The sequence below is a fragment of the Pseudomonas sp. FDAARGOS_380 genome (assembly GCF_002591235.1).
Taxonomy (GTDB): domain Bacteria; phylum Pseudomonadota; class Gammaproteobacteria; order Pseudomonadales; family Pseudomonadaceae; genus Aquipseudomonas; species Aquipseudomonas salmasensis.
In genome coordinates this window covers 5,021,827-5,042,817 of sequence record NZ_CP023969.1, presented here as the reverse complement: position 1 = coordinate 5,042,817, position 20,991 = coordinate 5,021,827, and the positions used below count along the sequence as shown (strand labels likewise).

Genomic DNA, 20,991 nt, shown 5'->3' with positions numbered 1-20,991 from the left:
AGGTCATCCTCAATACAGGCATTCAACGGCCATCGCCGTGGCTTCACCGCCGCCAATGCAAATGGCGGCGACGCCACGCTTGAGCCCCTTCTGGCGCAGGGCCGCGAGCAATGTCACCAGGATACGTGCGCCAGAGGCACCAATGGGGTGGCCCAGTGCGCAGGCACCGCCGTGCACGTTGACCTTGTCGTGGGGAATCTCCAGCTTGCTCATGGTCACCAGGCTGACCACGGCGAAGGCCTCGTTGATTTCGAACAGGTCCACTTCGTCGAGGCTCCAGCCGGTCTTGCTCATCAGCTTGCGGATCGCTCCCACCGGCGCCACCGGAAACAGCCCAGGCTCATCGGCAAACGCGGCATGCCCGTGGATCACCGCCAAAGGCTTGAGGCCGCGCTTGAGCGCCTCGGACTCACGCATCAACAACAACGCCGCGGCGCCATCGGAAATCGAGCTGGAGTTGGCCGCTGTCACTGTACCGCCGTCGCGGAACGCCGGTTTCAGGCTGGCAATCTTGTCCAGCTTGGCTTTCGGCGGTTGCTCATCGTGCAGGATGGTTTTTTGTTCCTTGCCCACGGTGACCTGCACCGGGACGATTTCGCTGGCAAAGCTGCCGTGGGTGATGGCCTCCTGTGCGCGGGTCAGGGAGGCAATGGCGAACGCGTCCTGGGCTTCACGGGTAAAACCGTTGTGCTCGGCGCAGTCCTCGGCAAAGGTGCCCATCAGGCGGCCCTTGTCGTAGGCGTCTTCGAGGCCGTCGAGGAACATATGGTCAAGCACCTTGCCGTGGCCCATGCGGTAACCGCTGCGCGCGCGGTCCAACAGGTACGGGGCGTTGGACATGCTTTCCATGCCGCCGGCGATTACCACATCGACGCTGCCAGCGCGCAGCGAATCGTGGGCCAGAATCGTCGCTTCCATGCCGGATCCGCACATTTTGTTGAGGGTGGTGCAGCGCGTGCCCTTGTCCAACCCGGCGCCCAGGGCGGCCTGGCGGGCAGGCGCTTGCCCAAGCCCGGCGGGCAGTACACAGCCAAACAGGACTTCGTCGACGGCATCGGTGGCGATACCGGCACGCTCGACCGCCGCACGAATGGCGGCAGCGCCCAATTGCGGCGCGGTCAGGCTTTTAAGGTCGCCCTGGAACCCGCCCATGGGCGTGCGCACGGCGCTGACAATCACAATAGGGTCGTTCATAGCCATTGCTCCTTATTTGGCCGCCATGCGCAAGGCACCGTCGAGACGGATCACCTCGCCATTGAGCATGCTGTTTTCAATAATGTGGCGTACCAGCGCGGCATATTCGGCGGGTTTGCCCAGGCGTGGTGGGAACGGCACACCGGCAGCCAGGGACTCACGCACCTCTGGGGTCATGCCGGCCATCATTGGCGTTTCGAAAATGCCCGGTGCGATGGTCATCACGCGGATGCCAAAGCGCGCCAGTTCCCGTGCGGCAGGCAAGGTGAGGCTGGCAATCGCGCCCTTGGAGGCGGCATACGCAGCCTGGCCAATCTGCCCATCGAAGGCCGCCACCGAGGCGGTATTGATGATCACGCCGCGTTCGCCGTCGGCATTCGACTCGGTTTCAGCGATCGCCGCAGCGGCCAGGCGCAGCAGGTTGAAGCTGCCGATCAGGTTGACGTTGATCACCTGGGCAAAGTTTGCCAGGCCATGCGGGCCATTCTTTCCGAGGATCTTCTCGCCACGCACCACACCCGCGCAGTTGACCAGGCCATGCAAGCCACCAAATGCGTCTACCGCTGCCTTCACCGCTGCTTCTGCAGCGGCTTCCTGGCTGATGTCCGCCACGGCACTGCGGGCGTTGTCGCCCAGTTGCTGGGCCTTGGCGGCCACGGCGTCGGCGTTCAAGTCCACCAGCATCACCTTGGCACCCGCGGCAATCAGCATTTCAGCGGAGGCCGCGCCGAGGCCCGACGCGCCGCCGCTGACCAGGAATACCTTGTTTTCAATCTGCATCGTTGTTTCCTTTTAAAGAGATCAAGCCACGGCCGCCTGGGCCTTGGCTATTTCCTGATTGCGCAAAATAAAGCGTTGCAGCTTGCCGCTCGGGGTCTTGGGCAAGTCGCTGACAAATTCGATTTCCCGTGGGTACGCATGGGCGGCCAGGCGCTGGCGCACATGCAGGCGCAGCTCTTCGGCCAACTCGGGGGTGGCGCGGTATTGCTCGCTGATCACCACAAAGGCTTTGACCAGCTCGGTGCGCTCCGGGCAAGGCTTGCCGACCACCGCAGCCTCGACCACCGCAGGGTGTTCGACCAACGCGCTTTCCACATCGAAGGGGCCCACGCGATAGCCGGATGTAGTGATCACGTCGTCGCTGCGCCCCACGAAGCTGATGCTGCCGTCCGGGTTCAGCTCCACGGTGTCGCCGCTGAGGTAGTACTTGCCAACAAACGCCTTGGTCTTCACGCCGTCGTATCCGGCGAACCAGCACATCGGCGATTGCTCACGGTCGATGGCCAGAATGCCAGGCTGGCCGGCCGGCAGCTCCTGGTGGTTGTCATCCAGCACCACGATGCGATGCCCAGGCGAGGCAAAACCCGCCGAACCCACGTGCACCGGATGCGCCAGGCCGTGGTGGTTGCACAGCACCATACCCAGTTCGGTCTGGCCGTAATGGTCGTGGATGGTCACGCCCAGGTTGTCGGCGAACCAGCGAATCACCTCCGGGTTCAACGGCTCGCCGGCGCTGCTGACGATGCGCAGCTTGCCCTTGATCGAACGCGCGAACTGTTCGCCACCGGCAATCAGCAGGCGATACGCCGTGGGCGAACCGGTCAGGTTGGTGATTGCGTATTTATTGATCACCCGGCAGGTGCTTTCCAGGGTGAACGGGCCATCGTAGAAGGTGATCGGGTGCCCCATGGACAACGGCCCGGTCACGCCGAAATAGATGCCATAGGCCCAGCCAGGGTCTGCGACGTTCCAGAACGCGTCTTCGGGGCGCAAGTCCACGGCATCGCGCATGTAGCCCTGGAACGCAACGATGGCCTTGAGCGGCACCGACAACGCCTTGGACGGGCCAGTGGTGCCCGAGGTGAACATCAGCAGGAACGGCTCCTCTGCGCCCAGCAGCACCGGCTCGCAGTAAGAAGAGTAATGGGGCAGTTCGGCCCAGAAGCTGTAATCGCCACGCACGATGCCTTCGCCCTTGGCCCCGGCCACCGTGACGATGGTCGGGCAGTCGGCGACTTCAGCCAGCTTTGCGCGGTTCACTGCATCGGTGACCACCAACGCTGCACCGGAACTGTTCAAGCGGTGTTCAATCGCCTTGGGACCGAACGCGGTAAACAGTGGCTGATAGACCGCGCCGATGCGCCAGGTCGCCAACACCACCACCAGCAATTCGGCGGTACGCGGTAACAGGCCCGCCACCTTGTCACCGCGCTTGACGCCCCGGGCCAGCAGGAAGTTGGCAAAACGCGCGGCCTGCTCCTGCAGTTCAGTAAAGGTCGAGGTGGCGCTACGCCCGTCCTTGCCTTCCCAGAACAACGCGATACGCCCCGGCAGTGCGTGACGGTCACAACACTCCACACAGGCGTTGAGCGCTTGCAGATTGCCGGCCAGCGCGGCGTCGACGGTGTGCTGGTAATCAAACTCGGTGGTGGCAGCCAAATACTCACGCATCGCTTTCTATCCTTCTGTGTTTTTATTTTCAGGACATTTTCAACTTGATAAAACCGCTGAAATAGTCGCTCCAGAGCGGCGCAGCGGCAATGGTCAAAGCTTTCAACTTGGCTGACTGGTTTGGCCATGGCTATCTGTAGGAGCGAGCTTGCTCGCGAAAAACTCACAGGCGCCGCGTTTAATCAGAATGCGCGCGTTATCGTTGCCGTTTTTCGCGAGCAAGCTCGCTCCTACAAAGAGTCATTGAGTCGACTGATCAGACGGTCGATCCAAGTGATTGGACGCTCCGGGTGCCAGCTTCTACCCTGATGATCTGCGCCGCCACAGAAGCCCGCCATGATCGTTCGCCCCAAACCCAACGTACTGGGTATCCTGTTCTCCCTCAAAGGCTCCATTGCCAAGCGCATTGCCTGGCGCAGTCTGCTGGTCACGCTGTTGGCCTCGGTCATCGTGCTGGTGGAAACCCTGCACCCCGCCTATTTTTCCAAGGTCAACGCTACGCCCTTCACCTTGTTGGGCTTGTCGCTGTCGATCTTCATGAGTTTTCGTAACAACGCCTGTTATGACCGTTGGTGGGAGGGCCGCAAGCAACTGGGGCAAATGGTCATTGACGTGCGTTCGCTGATTCGCGAGACCCAGGTGCTGGGGGACACCGCCGAGCGTGCTGGCCTGCTGCGCGGCCTATGCGGTTTTGCGCATGGTTTGGTCGCGCATTTGCGTCATGAAGATCAAGCCCGGGCGATACACCCTTGGATCACCGTGCCAGCCAGCCACCCCAACCTGTCGGACAGCGTGCTGCAAACGGTCGGTGCGCGCTTTTCGGTCCTGGCCCAACAGGGTGTGATCAGCGAATGGCGCTACACCCAGCTGGAAAGCCGGTTGGTCAGCCTGAGCCAGGTGCAGGCGGCGTGTGAGCGGATCAAGACCACGCCACTGCCCTTCCCCTACACCCTGCTGTTGCACCGCACCATCTACCTGTTCTGCATCCTGCTGCCGTTCGCCATGGCCGAGCCACTGGGCTGGTTGACGCCGGTGTTCACTGCGATCGTCAGCTACACCTTCTTTGGCCTGGACGCTATTGGCGACGAATTGGAGGACCCTTTTGGCTTCGACGAAAACGACTTGCCGTGTGACGCCATCCTGCGGACATTGGAGCGTGAGATTCTCGCAGCCCTGGGTGAAGTCAACCTGCCGCCTGCGTTGGAACCAGCGGACTACGTGCTGACCTGACGCAAGTTTGACACTCGCCGTGCGCTGACCGAAGCTGTCCACTTTTAGCTGCCCAAGCTTTCGGACGCCTGCATGTCAAAGTCACGCCGTTACTCCATCATCGGCCTGTGCGCCCTGTTGCTGATCGTACTGATCATCTGGTTTTTCTCCCGCACCCCGACAGTGGCCGTACCCCCGGCCATCGCCCATGGCTATTCCAAGGCCTTGAAGCAAGCGCATAACGGCGAGCCCGGCGCCGCACGTGTGTTGTACCAACAGTTGGGCCGGCCGGACCTGTCGCCCGAACGCCGCGCCGCCTTGCATGCTGAATTGCCCAATTACCCCAGCCCCCAGGCGCTTAAGCTGGCCGATAAAGACCTGGCCAATGAATCGGCGCTGGTGCGCGAAGCCGCGATTCACAGCATCGTCGGCCTGGTGCCCACCGGCCAACGCACCCTGCTGCTCGGCCCGGTGCTGGACGACCCCGAACAACCGGTGCGCTTTGCCGCCGCCAATGCCTTGCTCGGCCTGTCGCCCGACACCCTGGGCCTGTACTTTGGCCCGCTGCAGCAGGTGCTCGACGAATTCGTGAAAACCCTCAAGGCCCAACCCGAAACCGCCGAAGGATGGATTCAATTGGCGCGCCTGTACATCCACAGTGCCCTGCTGCCGGAGGCGCAAAACGCCCTGGAGCAGGCAATGCGTTTACAGCCGGACAACCTGCAAGCGGTGGTATCGCAAATCGAACTGCTGGATAAACAAGGTAAGACCGACGACTCGCGCCAACTGTTGGCCCGGCAACTGGCGGCGCATCCGGAATCGGCCTACCTGCAACATGCATTGGGCATGTGGCTGCTGCACCATGGCGAGCGCCCCTACGCCCTGCTCGGCCTGTCCAAGGCGGTGGAGCTTGAACCGGACAATCCGGATTATCGCTACGACCTGGCCACCACCCTGCACGCCCAGGACGAAGTAGAGGCGGCCCAGCGCCAGTTGGAAGAAATCGTCCAGCGTGATCCCGCCAACCGCAAAGCCCGCGTGTTGCTGGTCAATTACTGGAAAGAGACCGGGCAGTTGCAGAACGTCCAGGTGCTGCTCGCCCAACTGGAGCAACAAAACCCCGATGATCCGGCGCTACAGCAGGGCCTGTAGGAGCGAGCTTGCTCGCGAAGATCGTTAACGATAACGCGGGCTGCCTGGTTCACAGCGGCGCCATCCGGCTCTTCGCGAGCAAGCTCGCTCCTCCCTTCGTACAATTCATCCAAAACGTTGAACCGCTACGTGCCACTACGGTCAAGTGAATATGGCGCGTCCTAGCGGGCGTGCACCTCTACTTGTACGTGACCTGAGGGCACTTCTTGAGTACATCCAATCAGCTGTTGAGTGAAAAGGCGGCCACCGGCATCGAAGGTCTTGATGACATTCTTGCCGGCGGGCTATCGCGTAGCCACGTGTTTTTGCTTGAGGGCGAACCCGGCACCGGTAAAACCACCGTGGCCCTGCACTTCCTGCAGGCCGGCGCGCAGAACGGCGAACGTTGCTTGTATATCACCCTGTCCGAAACCGAGCACGAATTGCGCCAGGGCGCTAAATCCCATGGCTGGGACCTGGATGACCATATTCATATCTTCGAACTGACCCCACCCGAAAGCCTGCTCAACGCCGAACACCAGCAAAGCCTGCTGTACTCCTCCGACCTGGAGCTGGGCGAAGCCACCCGCCAGATCTTTGAAGTGGTGGAACGGGTCAAGCCAACCCGCGTGGTGGTCGACAGCCTGTCGGAGATCCGCCTGTTGGCGCAAAGCTCGTTGCGCTATCGCCGGCAGATCCTGGCGATCAAGCACTATTTCGTGCGCTATGACGCTACCGTATTACTGCTCGATGACCTGACCACCGAATCCCTGGATAAGACCGTGCACAGCGTGGCCCACGGGGTGATTCGCCTGGAGGAACTGACGCCCAACTACGGTGCCGAGCGTCGTCGCATCCGGGTGGTGAAATACCGTGGCCAGAAATACCGTGGCGGCTTTCACGACTTCACCATCATGGGCGACGGCATTCACGTATTCCCGCGCCTGGTAGCGGCCGAGCATCGCGGCGGTTACAACCGTCAAACCTTAAGCAGCGGGATCGAGGAATTGGACTCTCTGCTCGGCGGGGGAATCGAGACCGGCTCCAGCAGCCTGATTCTCGGCCCGGCCGGTACCGGCAAGTCGCTGATCTCGATGATCTTCGCCGCTGCTGCCGTGGCCCGTGGCGAAAAGGCTGCGCTGTTTATCTTCGATGAAGAGCTGGGCCTGCTGTTCGAGCGTATGAAGAACATGGGCATCGACCTCGCCGCGTTGCGAGACACCGGCAACCTGCTGATCGAGCAGGTCGACGCCGCCGAACTCTCCCCCGGCGAATTTTCGCACCGGGTGCGCCGCTGCGTGGATGAGCGCGGTATCAAGACGGTGGTCATCGACAGTATCAACGGTTACCAGGCGGCCATGCCCGAAGAGAACGCGCTGATCCTGCATATGCATGAGCTGCTGCTGTACCTCAACCGCCGTGGTGCCGCGACCTTCATGACGGTGGCCCAGCACGGCCTGGTCGGCGACATGCAGACGCCAGTCGACATCACCTACCTGGCTGACACCGTGATCCTCCTGCGTTATTTCGAGGCGCTGGGCAAAGTTCGCCGGGCCATTTCGATCATCAAGAAAAGAACCGGCTCCCATGAGTCGACTATCCGCGAATACCGCATCGGCAGCCGCGGCATGACGGTGGGTGTGCCCCTGGATAACTTCCAGGGTGTGCTGCGCGGCATTCCGACCTATATGGGCGCCGGCTCCCCCCTGCTCAAGGATGAGGGCTAGTGCCGGCCCTTTCTCCTGTCTCCGAGCGCGCCATCGTGCTGGCGCCCATGGGCCGCGATGGCTCATTGGCCCTGATGATGCTAAACGAAGCCGGCTACAGCGGGATCGTCGCCAATAGCCTGGCCGCCCTGTGCGAAGAGCTGACCCAAGGCGCCGGCCTGCTCATCATTGCGGCTGAAGCGCTACGGGGCGTCGACCTTGAGCCATTACTTGAGCTGTTGCATCAGCAGCCGGCCTGGTCCGACCTGCCGATCGTGCTGATGACCCAGCATGGCGGCAAAGAGCAGAACGGCTCGACCCGGCTGAGCGGCTTGCTGGGTAACGTCACGTTTCTGGAGCGGCCATTCCATCCCATCACCCTGATCAGCCTGGTCAGCGCCGCCCTGCGCGGTCGCCGGCGCCAATACGAGGCGCGGGACCGCTTGATTGACTTGAGCGAGAGCGAGCTGCGGCTGCAGCGCACCCTGGAAACCCTCGAGCAGCAAGTGGAAGAACGCACCGCCCAACTGCGCCACAACGAAGAAGCCCTGCGCCAGTCGCAGAAAATGGAAGCCGTTGGCCAGTTGACCGGCGGTATCGCCCATGACTTCAACAACATGCTTACCGGCATTATCGGGAGCCTGGAACTGCTGCGCCGACGTGTGGCGCGAGGCAAACTGGATGACCTGGACGGCCTGATCGACCTGGGCGTGACCTCCGCGAACCGCGCGGCCAGCCTTACCCACCGACTGTTGGCGTTCTCCCGTCGACAATCGCTGGACTCCAAACCCGTGCAGATCAACCAGTTGGTCGCGGCCATGGGCGAATTGTTGCAACGCAGCATCAACGAAAGCATCAGCCTGGACATGCGCTTGAGCGACGCCTTGTGGACGGCCGAAGCCGACCCGAACCAGCTCGAAAGCGCCCTGCTCAACCTGGTGATCAACGCGCGCGACGCCATGCCCACCGGTGGCACGCTCAGGGTGGAAACCACCAACCGCCACCTCGACAGCGTCTTCACCGCCGCCTACGGCACCCTGACACCGGGCGATTACGTAGAGCTGAGTGTCAGCGACAACGGTTGCGGCATACCGCAGCACCTGATGGGTCGCGTGTTCGATCCGTTTTTCACCACCAAACCCATCGGCCAGGGCACAGGGCTGGGGTTGTCGATGATCTACGGCTTCGCTCGCCAGTCTCGCGGGCATGTGACCATCCACAGCGAAGTCAACAAAGGCACGACGGTCAGCTTGTTCCTGCCGCGTTTTATCGGCGAGCCCCAAGCTCAGGAGCCGCTCAATCCGACATTGCTGCCGTTTGCCAACGCAGGGGAAACGGTGTTGATCGTCGAGGATGACCCCGCTGTACGAGTATTGGTCAGCGCCGTGCTCAAAGAGCTGGGTTATAGGTTTATCGAGGCTGGGGACGCGAATACGGCAGTGCCGATCATTGAATCCGAGCAGCGCATTGACCTGATGATCAGCGATGTCGGGTTACCTGGTATGAATGGCCGGCAACTGGCGGAAATCGGCCGGCAAATTCGCCCTGAACTCAAGGTGTTGTTCATTACAGGGTATGCCGAGCATGCGGCGGTGCGTGGTGGTTTCCTGGACCCGGGGATGCAGTTGATCACCAAGCCTTTCACCTTTGACTTACTCACAGCGAAGGTCCGAGAAATGATCCGCGCATAAATACGAAACCTCTGTACGGCTCCGTACCCTGGCTGCGGTGTAACAAATGGTCATTCATTTATAAATAAAAGATGGAATCGACGCCTGTTTTTTTCCAACGAAACGTTAACGCGCTACGTATGAAAAAACACTTCAATCGGCATCGACCAGGAAACTCCATCAATGATCACAGCCGCTTTCGCTGCTCCTCAATCCCCTCCTGTAGGACTCACCCCCTCGGAGGACATAGCAGTCGCGCCGCCAGCCCCAATAGCTCTCACCCAGCCCCCAACAACAAGTACAGCGCCGCTGACAGAGGACACTCCAGCGGCCAACGCGGACAGCGAGTTGGCCACGCTGTTTGCGCAAACGGTGAAAAAGCACATATCCAGCAATCAAGACCCACGCAAAGTAATCGTTGAGAATATCCCTGCGACCTCAACCTACGGAAAATGGCGAACACATCTTCACAACATTCTCCAAAGCCCCGAGATGAAGCGGTGGGCAGCCGAGAAAAATATTGTGCTATCAAAGCGAACCATGATCGATGTCAATAACGGTACTCTCCTCGTCCCGGGAGCGTTTGGCTTTGGAACCGTTGATTTAAGTGACTTTGCTGGCCGCGATGTGCTCATGAACGCCGCTAAAACACTCGCCCCCTTTGGCGGCTTTATTTCGGTCGGAACAGAGACCTCAGCGAGCATGTCAGAAATTGCCAGGTTTCACGGCAAACCTATCCCTATCAATGATTCCCTCCCCCTGGCTGAGCAAACAGCAAGCATCACGGCGTACGCCGAAGGATTATTGCAAACCTCCTTCACGTATGCAGAGGCGCATAGCCCTTTCAAAGAAGACTTGATTCTCCAAAAGTCGCAACTGGGGGACTTGAACAATCGAAGCGCCTTGAGTGCACAACTCGTTGGACATTTGGTTGCAAAGCTTGAAACAGCATCCAATAGCACGAATACCTTCAGCTCTGACGTACAACGCCGCGCCCCTTTTACCGACGCCCAACTAGAGGTTTTCAAACAAATCGCGTTCCCCGTGGATCCCGAGTCATCCTATGCTCGCGAACACAACCTGAGCCCCAACGACACTGTCAGCCTCCACCAATACATGGTTGATAACGGTATAACAATTGCGACGAACTATGATGAATTGATGAGGCTGGCAAAAGCCCTGCGCCGAGCGCCGCCGGTCAAGCCAGCCCTGGGGGATCTGGGCGGAGCGCTTTCATCGCCTACGTTGTTGAGCACTGAGGATCAGCGCAAGCTTCACGCCATAATTCGTCATGTATTGAAAGACGAATTGGACGACAACTTGTTGGCGCATTGGACCCGTAACTTGACCAACGTCAATGACGATCCTCACAGCATGCTCGCCGATATTCTCAAGACAACTCGGGCGCGATGGATGGGGTTTTCTGCCGAGGCCAATCTGGGTGAACTGGCTTCGCCTAACTCGCTGGAGGAGTGGATGCTTGCGGCGCTGTCGCTCTCACTGGAACAGGACCCGCACCGGTTTTCGCCCACCTCGGCGAGAACCACAGCCGCTGGATACAACTTCGCCGACGCAGAACTCTCGGGCAAGAGCGCGTCCTTTATAAGAAACGCGATGGCTGATCACCTGATCAAGATGAAAAAAGCCACGCCTCGGACCGCTGCACTCGCCGTGGCCGTGCTGTTATCTCGCAAGGCGCCACATCTCTTGGTCAAAGATATACCTGAGCAAGTGACGTTCGGCTCCCACACATGGGTGAGTTTCACCACGGCAGTGGCGCGACTTGAAGCCCAGGCGCCTGGCTCAACCAGCAAGATGACGTTTGCTCAGGTCATGAGCCGGGCTGACGAGTTGCCGCTTACTCAAGAAGAACGGCTCGTTGAGCACCATGCCCAAAACGAGGCACTGAAAGACTGGGGCGTCGCTCAGGGAATCATCGGCGCAAAGCACGACGATGCCTATACAGAGGCGCAGATGGAGGAAGTGCGCAGCGCATATAAAGAGCAAGTGACAGAGTTGAGCGCAGCCTCCACAACCTTTGCAACGCAGATGCCAGAATTTCACAAGAATGTCCTGGAAAAGCTGCAGTCGTATTTGCCGCACTTATCCTTGGCAGATCTTCAAGAAAAATGCATAACACGCGACAGTGCCGGGTATGACTTTCCTGGGCCTTACTCGATATTGGATTTATTCCTTACGAATCGGCTCGGGCCTAGCGATTCACAATGGCGGTCAAGCAATAGCAAAATAAGCCTACCTGCTATTCGTGCCAAATTGAGCACGGAGCCCTCGTTATTAGCAGATCTAAAGGTTGAGTTTGAACGGGAATTTTCCGCTTATGTCGATAGCTACGAGGCGGCCATCGCTGCGCAAACCAAGCACTTGATCGCCTCATTGCCCATTGCTGATCGTGAGATGATTGAGTACGGCCAACTTACTGTTGCTCAACAATTCACCGTTCATCGACCCCATACGACAGGGGTATTAACTAGCGTACCCAGGAATGAATCAAAGATTTTTTTACGCAGCACCCTCAACGGAAAAACACAGACTTATGAAATAGACTGGCAAAAAAACACTGTCTTGAAACGGGATGACATGAATGATTTTGAAGTGGGTCCCGTGCCCAGCAAGAGAGCTCCCATACCCAAAGGAATGGAACTTGGAGACTCCTTTGAACTCCTGGCGCCAGTGAGCCCTCCTGATGGGTATACAGAAGAATTACTCGACCAGAAAAACGCCGCGCACCCGCCAAAAAGTTACTTTAGCGAGAGGACACGCTACATCGCTGGCGCCAAATTAAAACTTGTCGACGCTCAGTCGTATAAAAAGATGGCTCAAGGCATGACAACGTTCGAGACCGAAGCGTCTATCAACAAGAAAGTAGGCGAATTCTTCCTCAACCTTGTTCCTTTTTACTCGGCCATCGATAACTTTTCCAAAGGCAATATCGGCGCCGGCATCACCGACTTGGCCCTTGATGCCCTGGGCTTTTTTGTCGCCCTCGGCGCTGCCGCGAAAGGCGTAAAAGCGCTGAAAACTGGCGCATCCGCGTTTCGGCACCTCACACGTGGGGCAAAAATCCTGACGAATGCCGTCGTCAGCTCGCTCAACCCACTGGACGGTGCAGGCGCGTTGCTGAAGACCCTGGGGACCGGCGGAAAACAATTTGCATCACTCGGCGCCAGAAAATTCACCGAATGGGCCATGTCCGGGGCTGACAAATACGATGTGATAAAAAAGATCTTCGGCAACTTCGATGCCGGAGCGATAGGTACCGCCAAGATTAATGGAGAAATTGCAGAGGTCGCAGCGGTGACATGGAACGGCCACTGGTATGCCTTGGACCCTGTCACCCTTAAACCTCATGGCCTGCCGCTAAAGGACTTCCTGCCCTCCCCCCGAATAGAGGTGGATGATTTTAAAAAATGGGCGACCGCCACGTCTTCACCCTCAGTGCGCACCATCAGCGATGATGTGATCAAACAATGGCATAAAACTGTTAATGCTCATCGGGGCAAGACAGACTTTGACGATGGTTACCGCATTGGCGACGCGAACAATGTTCCGGGCTTGTCAAAAGCAAAAAAGCCGGCTGACTTTATGTCATTAGTCAATAACGGCAACTTCACAGCTGAGCAAGTAGGAATCATTGTCAGAAAATACGATGACTATGCCTACGAGTTTGGCAGGCGTGGTGCTGCCCGCTTTACAGACAATATAGAACCGCGCTTCGGGACTGTATTTCCCATACCGCAATCTTCTTATATAGGCATGACACACCAGTTATCTGAAGGCCAATGCGCTGCTATCTCGCGCTTAATGGCGACGGCCATGGAGGAAGGAAAGGACATCACCTTCATTAAAAACCTGTACACGGCGGCGGCGTTTCCCTCGGACCCTGCGTGCAGACGTTTCATCGAAAAGCTGAATAAGCTTCAGCAAAGAATTCAACCCCAAAGCGCCTTCTATGCCGGAAAAACCGCGGAGCTACTGTCCATAGAGGACATGGTAAAAAAACTGGACGGTTTTACGCCTCCAAAATCGATCATGATTGACACCCCGGGGCATGCAGTGGCCGCCGGTGTTACGATCGAAGATGGCAATAAAGTTTTTTGGTTTAATGACCCTAATTATGGTCTGGCAAAATTCGAGAACTCAAACTTGATGCACGCCGGACTGGACAAACACTTTCGCGACAAAAAACTTGACGTGCCCTATAAAACTCACGGCATCGATCGAAACACATTAGAGTTCAATATTTTTGAACACGACAACGAGTGGCGAAAAAAGAACGACATATTCGACTCCGAGTTTGTCGAACTGTATGACACCCCCTTGATCCCCTCGGGCCAGCCACGTGTGCTTTCCAGCCGAGAGCTGCAATTGAACTGGGAGAAACTGCACGCAAACCCAGACAATCAAGGGCTGATCTGTTACGAGGCATCTATGCGTGTAGGGGAAGCTGAAAAAACCCTTTCGCCTGAAGTATACGATACCGTCAAAGCTGCCACAGGCCGCAGCGGTGGTACCAACTACACACCCCGTTATCTCGAACTCATGGGTATCAAGCCCGACGGCATAAAAAAAACCTTCAACCCCGCTGAGATTACCGAGTCCGGGTTTCTCAACTTCAAGTATGCCAATGAGGGGGGCGAGTTTGGCCATACTGTCTATATACAAAAAACCAATAACAACGAATTGATCCTTTTCAATACCAATAGTCCGGACCTCGATGTGGCGATGCTCAGGAGCGGCCATTCTCTTAAGCAAAGCGGCGGAATGACGGTCTACAAAATCAGCGGTGGCGACCACAAAGGTCTTCAAGATTTTCTCGATGGACTCGCAGGACAAGCCGGTTGGCAGTATGCGTACACGCCAGCCAGCCAGCTAAACGCAAATGTTCAGAAGGCAAAACGCTAAGTCTCTGAAGTACGGGGCGCCCTGATTGGGCGCCGCACTCTTCATGCGAGCAGACGCTGAATATGCTCCTGCAACGTATCCAAATCAAACGGCTTTGCCAGGATAGGCGCATTGCGCGTTATCGGGCTGTGGCAGTCGAGAATCTCCTGCGGGTAACCGCTGATAAAGATCACTTTCAGTTCCGGACGCAACTTGATTGCAGGCTCGGCAATCTGCACGCCGGAAATCCCACCCGGCAGGCGATAATCGGTGACCATCAAGTCCAGGTGCGGCTTGGTCGCAAGGATTTCGAAGGCCTGCTCCCCGTCGATCGCCTTCAAGACCCGGTAGCCCAAGCCTGCCAGGTACTCGCCCAGCACAAACATAATGGATTCGTCGTCCTCGACGATCAGTACGACATCTTGTGCATCTTCACTCATGGGAAGCCTTTGTCCGGTCAATTGCTGCAGTTACGACCATGGGGTCACGCAGAGGTTGCGTTGGGGTGACGATTGATTTCACTCGGCCACTTCCAGGGGCAGGCACACCCGGAACAGGGCGCCCTCACCTATCTGGCTCTCGACCTCAATCGTGCCGCCATGGGCCGCCACAATCTGTTCGGAAATAAACAGGCCCAGGCCCAGGCCGGCGGCGGAATGGTTGGCCGAAACCCGTTCGAACTGCTGGAAAATACGCTTCTGGTTTTCCTCGCTGATACCAATGCCATGGTCGCGCACCTCTACCCGCGCTTCGCCATGCTCGGTATACACCCGCACCTGCACCGGGCTCTTGGCCCCGTAGCGCAAGGCGTTGGTCAACAGGTTGGTGATCACCTGCTCGATACGGAACTCATCCCAATAACCTTCCACAGGGCTCTCGGCCTGCAATTGCATGGACGACTCGGCGGCCGCCACTTGCGGCGCGAAGTTATCGACCAGGTTGCGCACCAGTTGCGCCAGGTCGATGTGTGCCGGGCGAATCGACAACTTGCCGGTGCGGATGCGCGAAACGTCGAGCATGTCTTCGATCAGGCGGATCAGGCTCTGGATCTGGCGCTCATCGCGGTCAACCATGGCGTGCATCTTGTCCAGGGTGAACGCCGCGGCGTTGTCTCGGGCCAGGTGCATCTTGCGCAATTGGGTCTCCAGGATCAGCCCGTTGAGGGGCGTACGCACTTCGTGGGCGACAATCGACATGAAGTCGTCACGCATGCGCACCGCTTGTTCCAGCTCAGCCTGGGTGGCCTGCAGACGCGTGAGCAACAGCTCCTGCTCGCGACGGCTGCGTTCCAGTTCCTCGACTTGCAGCTTCATCGCCTTGCTTTGGCGATACAGGTCGACGAACACATTGACCTTGCTCTTGACCGCATGGATATCCAGCGGCTTGTGCAGGAAGTCCACCGCGCCGCTTTCGTAGCCTTTGAAGGCGTAGTTAAGTTCGCGGCCAGCGGCGCTGACGAACACGATGGGGATGTTCTTGGTCTTTTCAGTGCCGCGCATCAGTTCGGCCAGTTCGAAACCGTTCATGCCAGGCATCTGCACGTCGAGGATCGCCATGGCGAATTCATGTTCCAGCAACAGGGACAACGCCTCGTCGGCACTCAATGCCTTGAAGACCTGGCGATCCTCACGCTTGATCAGCGCCTCGAGGGCCAGCAGGTTTTCCGGCAGATCATCAACGATCAGCAGTTTGGCCTGGACAGTACTTAACATGGGAAAGGTTCCAGGGAAGCCAGCAATGAGCCGATTCGGCTCAAGGAAAGAATATAGTCAGGTGTGTGCAAGGCCAGGGCCGCCAGGGGCATGACGGCGATGCGTGCCTCTTGTGGGTCCTGCACGATGGTAATGCCACCCGATTGCTTGACGTGGGCCAGGCCGCTTGCGCCGTCCTGGTTGGCACCGGTCAACAAAATGGCGAGCAGGCGGGGCCCATACACATCGGCCGCCGAGGAAAACAGGTAGTCGATGGCGGGTCGGGAATGGTGCACCCGGTCTTCCTGGCTCAGGGACAGGCTGCGGTCCTGCTCGACCGACAGGTGATAACCAGGCCCGGCAAAGTACAAGGTACCCGCCTCTACGGCTTCTTTGTCCCGGGCCTCCTTGACCGGGATGTTCAGCCGCCGCGCAAAGACTTCCGCCAGTTGGCTGCGGCGCTCATCCGGCAGGTGCAGCACGGCAATGATCGGCAGGCCGAAGCTGCTCGGCAGCTGGCCGAAAATACTCAGCAACGCCTCAACGCCGCCGGCGGAAGCGCCGACGACGATGGCTTCGATCCCACGAATCGGGGTGTCTGGCGCGTCGCTCATGATTTGCGGTAGATCCGTTCCTGCTTGACCAAGGGCTCGAATTGCTTGCTGTAGGCGGAAAAATCCAGAGTTTCCTTGCTGCCCAGCACCAGAAAGCCGCGATGACACAGCGACTCATGAAACAAGCCAAACGCTCGATCTTGCAATTTTTTATTGAAATAAATCAATACGTTACGACATGAAATTAATTGAGTTTCTGAGAATACGCTGTCGGTCGCCAGGCTGTGATCGGCGAAGGTTACGTTCTCGCGCAATGTCTTGTCGAAGATCGCGTAATCGTAAGCCGCTGTGTAGTAGTCGGCAAATGAACGTTGCCCGCCGGCCTGCTGATAATTGGCGGTATAGGCGCGCACGTTCTCCAGGGAAAAGATGCCCTGCTTGGCTTTCTCCAGCGACGCCGGGTTGATGTCGGTGGCGTAGATGATGGTGCGCTCCAGCAAGCCTTCTTCACGCAGTAGGATGGCCATGGAGTACACCTCCTCCCCCGTGCTGCAGCCAGCGATCCAGATCTTGATCGACGGGTAGGTCTTGAGCAACGGCACCACTTCCTGGCGAATCGCCAAAAAGTGCGACGGGTCGCGAAACATCTCGCTCACCGGGATGGTCAAGAACTGCAGCAACTGCATGAACGCGGCCGGGTCGTGCAATACGCGCTCTTGCAGTGCGGAGATGGTCGCGCAGTCGAACTGGCGCAAGGCATGGGCCACACGGCGTTTGACCGACGCGCCCGAGTAGTCGCGAAAGTCATAGCTGTACTTGAGGTAAATCGCCTCGATCAACAGGCGCAGCTCAATATCGCTGCTCTTATCCAAGAAACACTGCTCCACTTAAATGCGTTCCATCTTCGGTAGCCATACGCGAATCAGTGAGAACAGGCGGTCCAGGTCAATCGGCTTGGCCAGGTAATCGTTTGAGCCTGCAGCCAGGCAACGTTCCTGATCGTCCTTCATGGCCTTGGCCGTCACGGCAATGATTGGCAGTTTTTTCCAGCGTGGGTCCTGACGGATCAAGGCGGTGGCCTCGTAACCGTCCATCTCCGGCATCATCACGTCCATCAGCACCAGGTCGATATCGTCCACTTCATTGAGTCTGTCGATGGCTTCCTGGCCGTTACGCCCGATCACCACCACCGCGCCTTTGTGCTCCAGGGCGCTGGTCAGGGCGAAGATATTGCGTACATCGTCGTCCACCAGCAGGATTTTGCGCCCTTCAAAGACCTTGTCGCGGCTGCGGGCGGTCTTGAGCATCTTCTGGCGGTCATGGGACAACTGGGATTCGACTTTGTGCAGAAACAGCGTGACTTCATCGAGCAGGCGCTCGGGCGAGCGCGCGCCCTTGATGATGATCGAGCGTGAGTACTTGCGCAGTTCGGCCTCTTCGTCCCGAGTGAGATTGCGCCCGGTGTAGACGATCACCGGCGGGAACGAGCAGATATCCTCGGTGGCCATGCGCTTGAGCAACTCGTTGCCGAGCATGTCCGGCAGCTTGAGGTCGATGATCATGCAGTCGTAGATATTGCTGCGCAGCAGGTCGAGGGCCTCCTGGGCAAAGCCTACGGCGGTGATCTCGATGTCATCGTCGCCGATCAGGCGGGCAATGCTGTCGCGCTGCAGGTCATCGTCTTCCACCAGCAGGATGCGCTTGACCTTCTGGGTCAACTTGGCTTCCAGGCGTGCGAACACGTCCTTGAGCTCTTCGCGGGTGGTGGGCTTGACTGCATAACCGATGGCGCCCATGTGCATGGCGGCTTCGACGCGGTCTTCCACGGAAATCACGTGCACCGGGATGTGGCGCGTGTTGGCGTGTTCCTTGAGGCGCTGCAGCACGGTCAGCCCGGAATGGTCTGGCAGGCGCATGTCCAGCAGGATGGCGTCGGGGATGTACTGCTCGGCAAGGCTGTAGCCCTCGTCGGCACCGTGGGCGACCAGGCAGTGGTAACCCAGCTCGTGGGCGAGGTCGAACAGGATGCGCGCAAAATTCGGCTCGTCTTCCACCACCAGGATGCAACGGGTGCTGAACGGCGCCTTTTCGCGGTCGTCGGCAAAGCGTGGGATCAGCTTGGCGTCGGCCACCGGCAATGGCGACACCTTGACGGGCGCCGGTGCCGGCGCGACCACCACTTGGCGCGGGGGCTCGATCGGCGCTGCGTCCTCGTCGCGTTCAACATACTGTTCCGGCAACACCAGCGTGAAAATGCTGCCCTTGCCCGGTTCGCTGGTCACGCTGATATAGCCGCCCAGCAAGGTGGCCAGGTCACGGGAGATCGACAAGCCCAAACCCGTACCGCCGTAACGGCGATTGGTGGTGCCATCGGCCTGGCGGAAGGCTTCGAAGATGCTTTCCTGTTGGTCCGGGGCGATACCAATGCCGGAATCGCGCACCGTGAAGGCAATGCCCTCCCCCGGCGCACGGGACACCGACAAGCTGACCTCGCCCTGTTCAGTGAACTTGATGGCGTTGGACAACAGGTTCTTGAGGATCTGCTCCAGACGCTGGCGATCGGTAAACAGCAGGGTTGGCGAGCCTTGCTGCACGTCCACCTGGAAGCCCAGTTTGCGGTCCATTGCCAGCGGCTCGAACATGCCGCGCAGGCCATCCACCAGGCGCTCGACGCTGGCGTTTTCCGGGCGTACTTCCAGCTTGCCGGCTTCGACCTTGGAAATATCCAGGATGTCGTTGATCAGGTTGAGCAAGTCATTGCCGGCCGAATAGATCGACTCTGCAAACTTGACCTGCTCGGCACTGAGGTTTTCCTGGGGGTTATCTGCCAGCAGTTTGGCCAGGATCAGCGAGCTGTTCAGCGGTGTGCGCAGCTCGTGGGACATGTTGGCCAGGAATTCGGACTTGTACTTGCTGGAACGCTGCAACTCATCGGCGCGGTCTTCCAGCTCCAGTTGGGCCTGGTTCAGCTCGATGTTCTTGCGGTCCATGGCGTCGCGCTGTTCGGCCAGGGTCTGGGTCTGTTCGGCCAGTTGCTCGTTGGTCTGCTCAAGTTCAGCCTGCTGGGTTTCCAGGTGGGCCTGGGACTCCTTGAGGATGCGCGACTGTTCTTCCAGCTCTTCGTTGGCGGTCTTGAGCTCTTCCTGCTGCACTTGCAGCTCTTCGTTGAGCTGCTGGGTCTCGGCCAGCACTTCCTGCAAGCGCTGGCGATAGCGCGCGGCTTCGATGGAGGTGCCGATATTGCCGGCGATCAGTTCCAGCAGTTCAATATCACGCTCATCCAGTGGGCGCAGGAAACCCAACTCGACCACGCCATTGACACGGTCGTCATCGCTGGTAGGCACTACCAATACGCTACGGGTCGCGCCCTCGCCCAGTCCCGAGCTGACCTTGAAGTAATCCACCGGCACATCGTCCAGGCGAATCAGGCGATCGTGCTGGGCGGCCTGGCCAACGATGCCTTCGTCGCTGTAGATCGACTGTTCCTGTTGTTCCTGCTCGCGGGAGAAGCCGTAGGTGGCCACGCGCTTGAGGCCGCCGTGTTCTTCGCGCACGTACAGCGCCGCGACGGCCGAGCCCATGTATTGGGCGAAGAACTGCAGGATATTGCGCCCCAGCAAGTTCAGGGTCAGTTGGCCCAGCACTTGCTCGGCCAGCTCGGTCTGGCCATTGCGCAGCCAGGCGGTTTGCTCCAGGCGCCGTGCAATCTTCTGTTGTGACGCGAGGTTTGCACTGTAACTCTTTGAAAGTGAAATTAAATTCTTCCTGCCGATGTAAGCCAGAACGCCACTCAACCCCAGTACAAATACCAGGTACAACGTGACACTGATCACCGTCGTGCGGGTGACCTCGGCGTTACGGGTGATTCGGAACTGCTGTTCCATCGCCACCGCGTCTTCGTATTCCTTGCGAATCTCATCGGTAAGCCGCTTGCCCCGGCCCGCCTTGACAGCGCCCCGGAAATCGCCGCTGTTGCGCTGCAGTTCAATCATCGACTGCGCGTAGTTGTTCCATTCGGTCTGCAAGGTTTCCAAGCGCTTGAGCCGGTCAACCTGCTGCGGGTTGTCGGCTACCAGGTCCTGCAGATTGCGCAGGTCGGCAATGATCCGCGGCTTGGCCACTTCGTACGGATCAAGGAAATGCTCGTCACCGGTGATCAGGAAGCCGCGCATACCTGTTTCCAGGTCAACCGTCAGTTTGGACGTCTCATTGAGGTTGTTAATGACGCGGTCGGTGTGCTCCACCCACTGGATCACCGAGAGCAAATAGGTAATCAGGCAGACGAAAAACACCGCGCTGAGCACGCCCACGCCCAAAGGCAGGGCCACGTTTCGGCTCAGCAGGGTACGAAAGCTTTTTTCATCGACGGACGACGCGGGTATCATGGGCATGCCTTGGCCAAATGCGGAAAAGCCGCAAGTTTGCCCGAACAACCTGGCTAAAAGCTATGTTTGTGCGTTGATTGGCCGCGGATGCGGTCAAG

At 58.6% G+C, this 20,991-nt stretch carries 13 protein-coding genes; 5 read left to right on the top strand and 8 right to left on the bottom strand.

The window, feature by feature from the left end:
- Positions 1–9: 9 nt before the first annotated feature.
- From CRN80_RS23725 to CRN80_RS23715, 3 genes are read right to left on the bottom strand one after another with little or no spacing between them, the layout of a single operon-like run.
- The gene (locus CRN80_RS23725) at positions 10–1,194 is read right to left on the bottom strand and encodes an acetyl-CoA C-acyltransferase (RefSeq protein ID WP_047710882.1); all 1,185 of its coding nucleotides are present in this window, start codon (positions 1,192–1,194) and stop codon (positions 10–12) included.
- Between the two features lie 12 nt (positions 1,195–1,206).
- Entirely contained in the window at positions 1,207–1,974 is a 768-nt protein-coding gene (locus CRN80_RS23720) for an SDR family NAD(P)-dependent oxidoreductase (RefSeq protein ID WP_032897284.1), read from the bottom strand.
- A gap of 21 nt (positions 1,975–1,995) precedes the next feature.
- Positions 1,996–3,645 carry an AMP-binding protein gene (locus CRN80_RS23715; RefSeq protein WP_098951464.1) on the bottom strand — a complete coding sequence of 550 codons (1,650 nt, stop codon included), beginning with the start codon at positions 3,643–3,645 and terminating at the stop codon, positions 1,996–1,998.
- 336 nt (positions 3,646–3,981) lie between these two features.
- Between CRN80_RS23715 and CRN80_RS23710 the strand changes: the two genes are divergently transcribed.
- The 5 genes from CRN80_RS23710 to CRN80_RS23690 all read left to right on the top strand — a co-directional run bounded on the left by CRN80_RS23710 (position 3,982) and on the right by CRN80_RS23690 (position 14,284).
- Positions 3,982–4,875: a bestrophin family protein gene (locus CRN80_RS23710; RefSeq protein ID WP_098951462.1), complete on the top strand. Its 894-nt coding sequence runs from the start codon at positions 3,982–3,984 to the stop codon at positions 4,873–4,875.
- 72 nt (positions 4,876–4,947) lie between these two features.
- Positions 4,948–6,006, top strand: coding sequence for a tetratricopeptide repeat protein (locus CRN80_RS23705; protein ID WP_098951460.1), 1,059 nt, complete (start codon positions 4,948–4,950; stop codon positions 6,004–6,006).
- Positions 6,007–6,212: 206 nt separating this feature from the next.
- On the top strand, positions 6,213–7,712 hold the full coding sequence (locus CRN80_RS23700; protein WP_032897276.1) for an ATPase domain-containing protein: 1,500 nt from the start codon (positions 6,213–6,215) through the stop codon (positions 7,710–7,712).
- Entirely contained in the window at positions 7,712–9,382 is a 1,671-nt protein-coding gene (locus CRN80_RS23695) for an ATP-binding protein (protein ID WP_098951458.1), read from the top strand. The genes CRN80_RS23700 and CRN80_RS23695 overlap by 1 nt, the downstream gene beginning before the upstream one ends.
- 162 nt (positions 9,383–9,544) lie before the next feature.
- Positions 9,545–14,284 carry a hypothetical protein gene (locus tag CRN80_RS23690; RefSeq protein ID WP_098951456.1) on the top strand — a complete coding sequence of 1,580 codons (4,740 nt, stop codon included), beginning with the start codon at positions 9,545–9,547 and terminating at the stop codon, positions 14,282–14,284.
- A 41-nt stretch (positions 14,285–14,325) separates the two neighbouring features.
- On the opposite strand, the gene CRN80_RS23685 is transcribed toward CRN80_RS23690, so the two are convergent.
- From CRN80_RS23685 to CRN80_RS23665, 5 genes are all read right to left on the bottom strand, one after another.
- The gene (locus CRN80_RS23685; protein WP_032897270.1) at positions 14,326–14,703 is read right to left on the bottom strand and encodes a response regulator; all 378 of its coding nucleotides are present in this window, start codon (positions 14,701–14,703) and stop codon (positions 14,326–14,328) included.
- A 78-nt stretch (positions 14,704–14,781) separates the two neighbouring features.
- Positions 14,782–15,975 (bottom strand): hybrid sensor histidine kinase/response regulator, encoded by a 1,194-nt coding sequence (locus tag CRN80_RS23680; RefSeq protein WP_032897268.1) that lies wholly within the window; start codon positions 15,973–15,975, stop codon positions 14,782–14,784.
- The gene (locus CRN80_RS23675; RefSeq protein WP_032897266.1) at positions 15,969–16,568 is read right to left on the bottom strand and encodes a chemotaxis protein CheB; all 600 of its coding nucleotides are present in this window, start codon (positions 16,566–16,568) and stop codon (positions 15,969–15,971) included. Before CRN80_RS23675 ends, CRN80_RS23680 begins: the two co-directional genes overlap by 7 nt.
- Positions 16,565–17,395 carry a protein-glutamate O-methyltransferase CheR gene (locus tag CRN80_RS23670; protein WP_171905487.1) on the bottom strand — a complete coding sequence of 277 codons (831 nt, stop codon included), beginning with the start codon at positions 17,393–17,395 and terminating at the stop codon, positions 16,565–16,567. Before CRN80_RS23670 ends, CRN80_RS23675 begins: the two co-directional genes overlap by 4 nt.
- Positions 17,396–20,893: a response regulator gene (locus CRN80_RS23665; RefSeq protein ID WP_098951455.1), complete on the bottom strand. Its 3,498-nt coding sequence runs from the start codon at positions 20,891–20,893 to the stop codon at positions 17,396–17,398.
- Between the last annotated feature and the right edge of the window lie 98 nt (positions 20,894–20,991).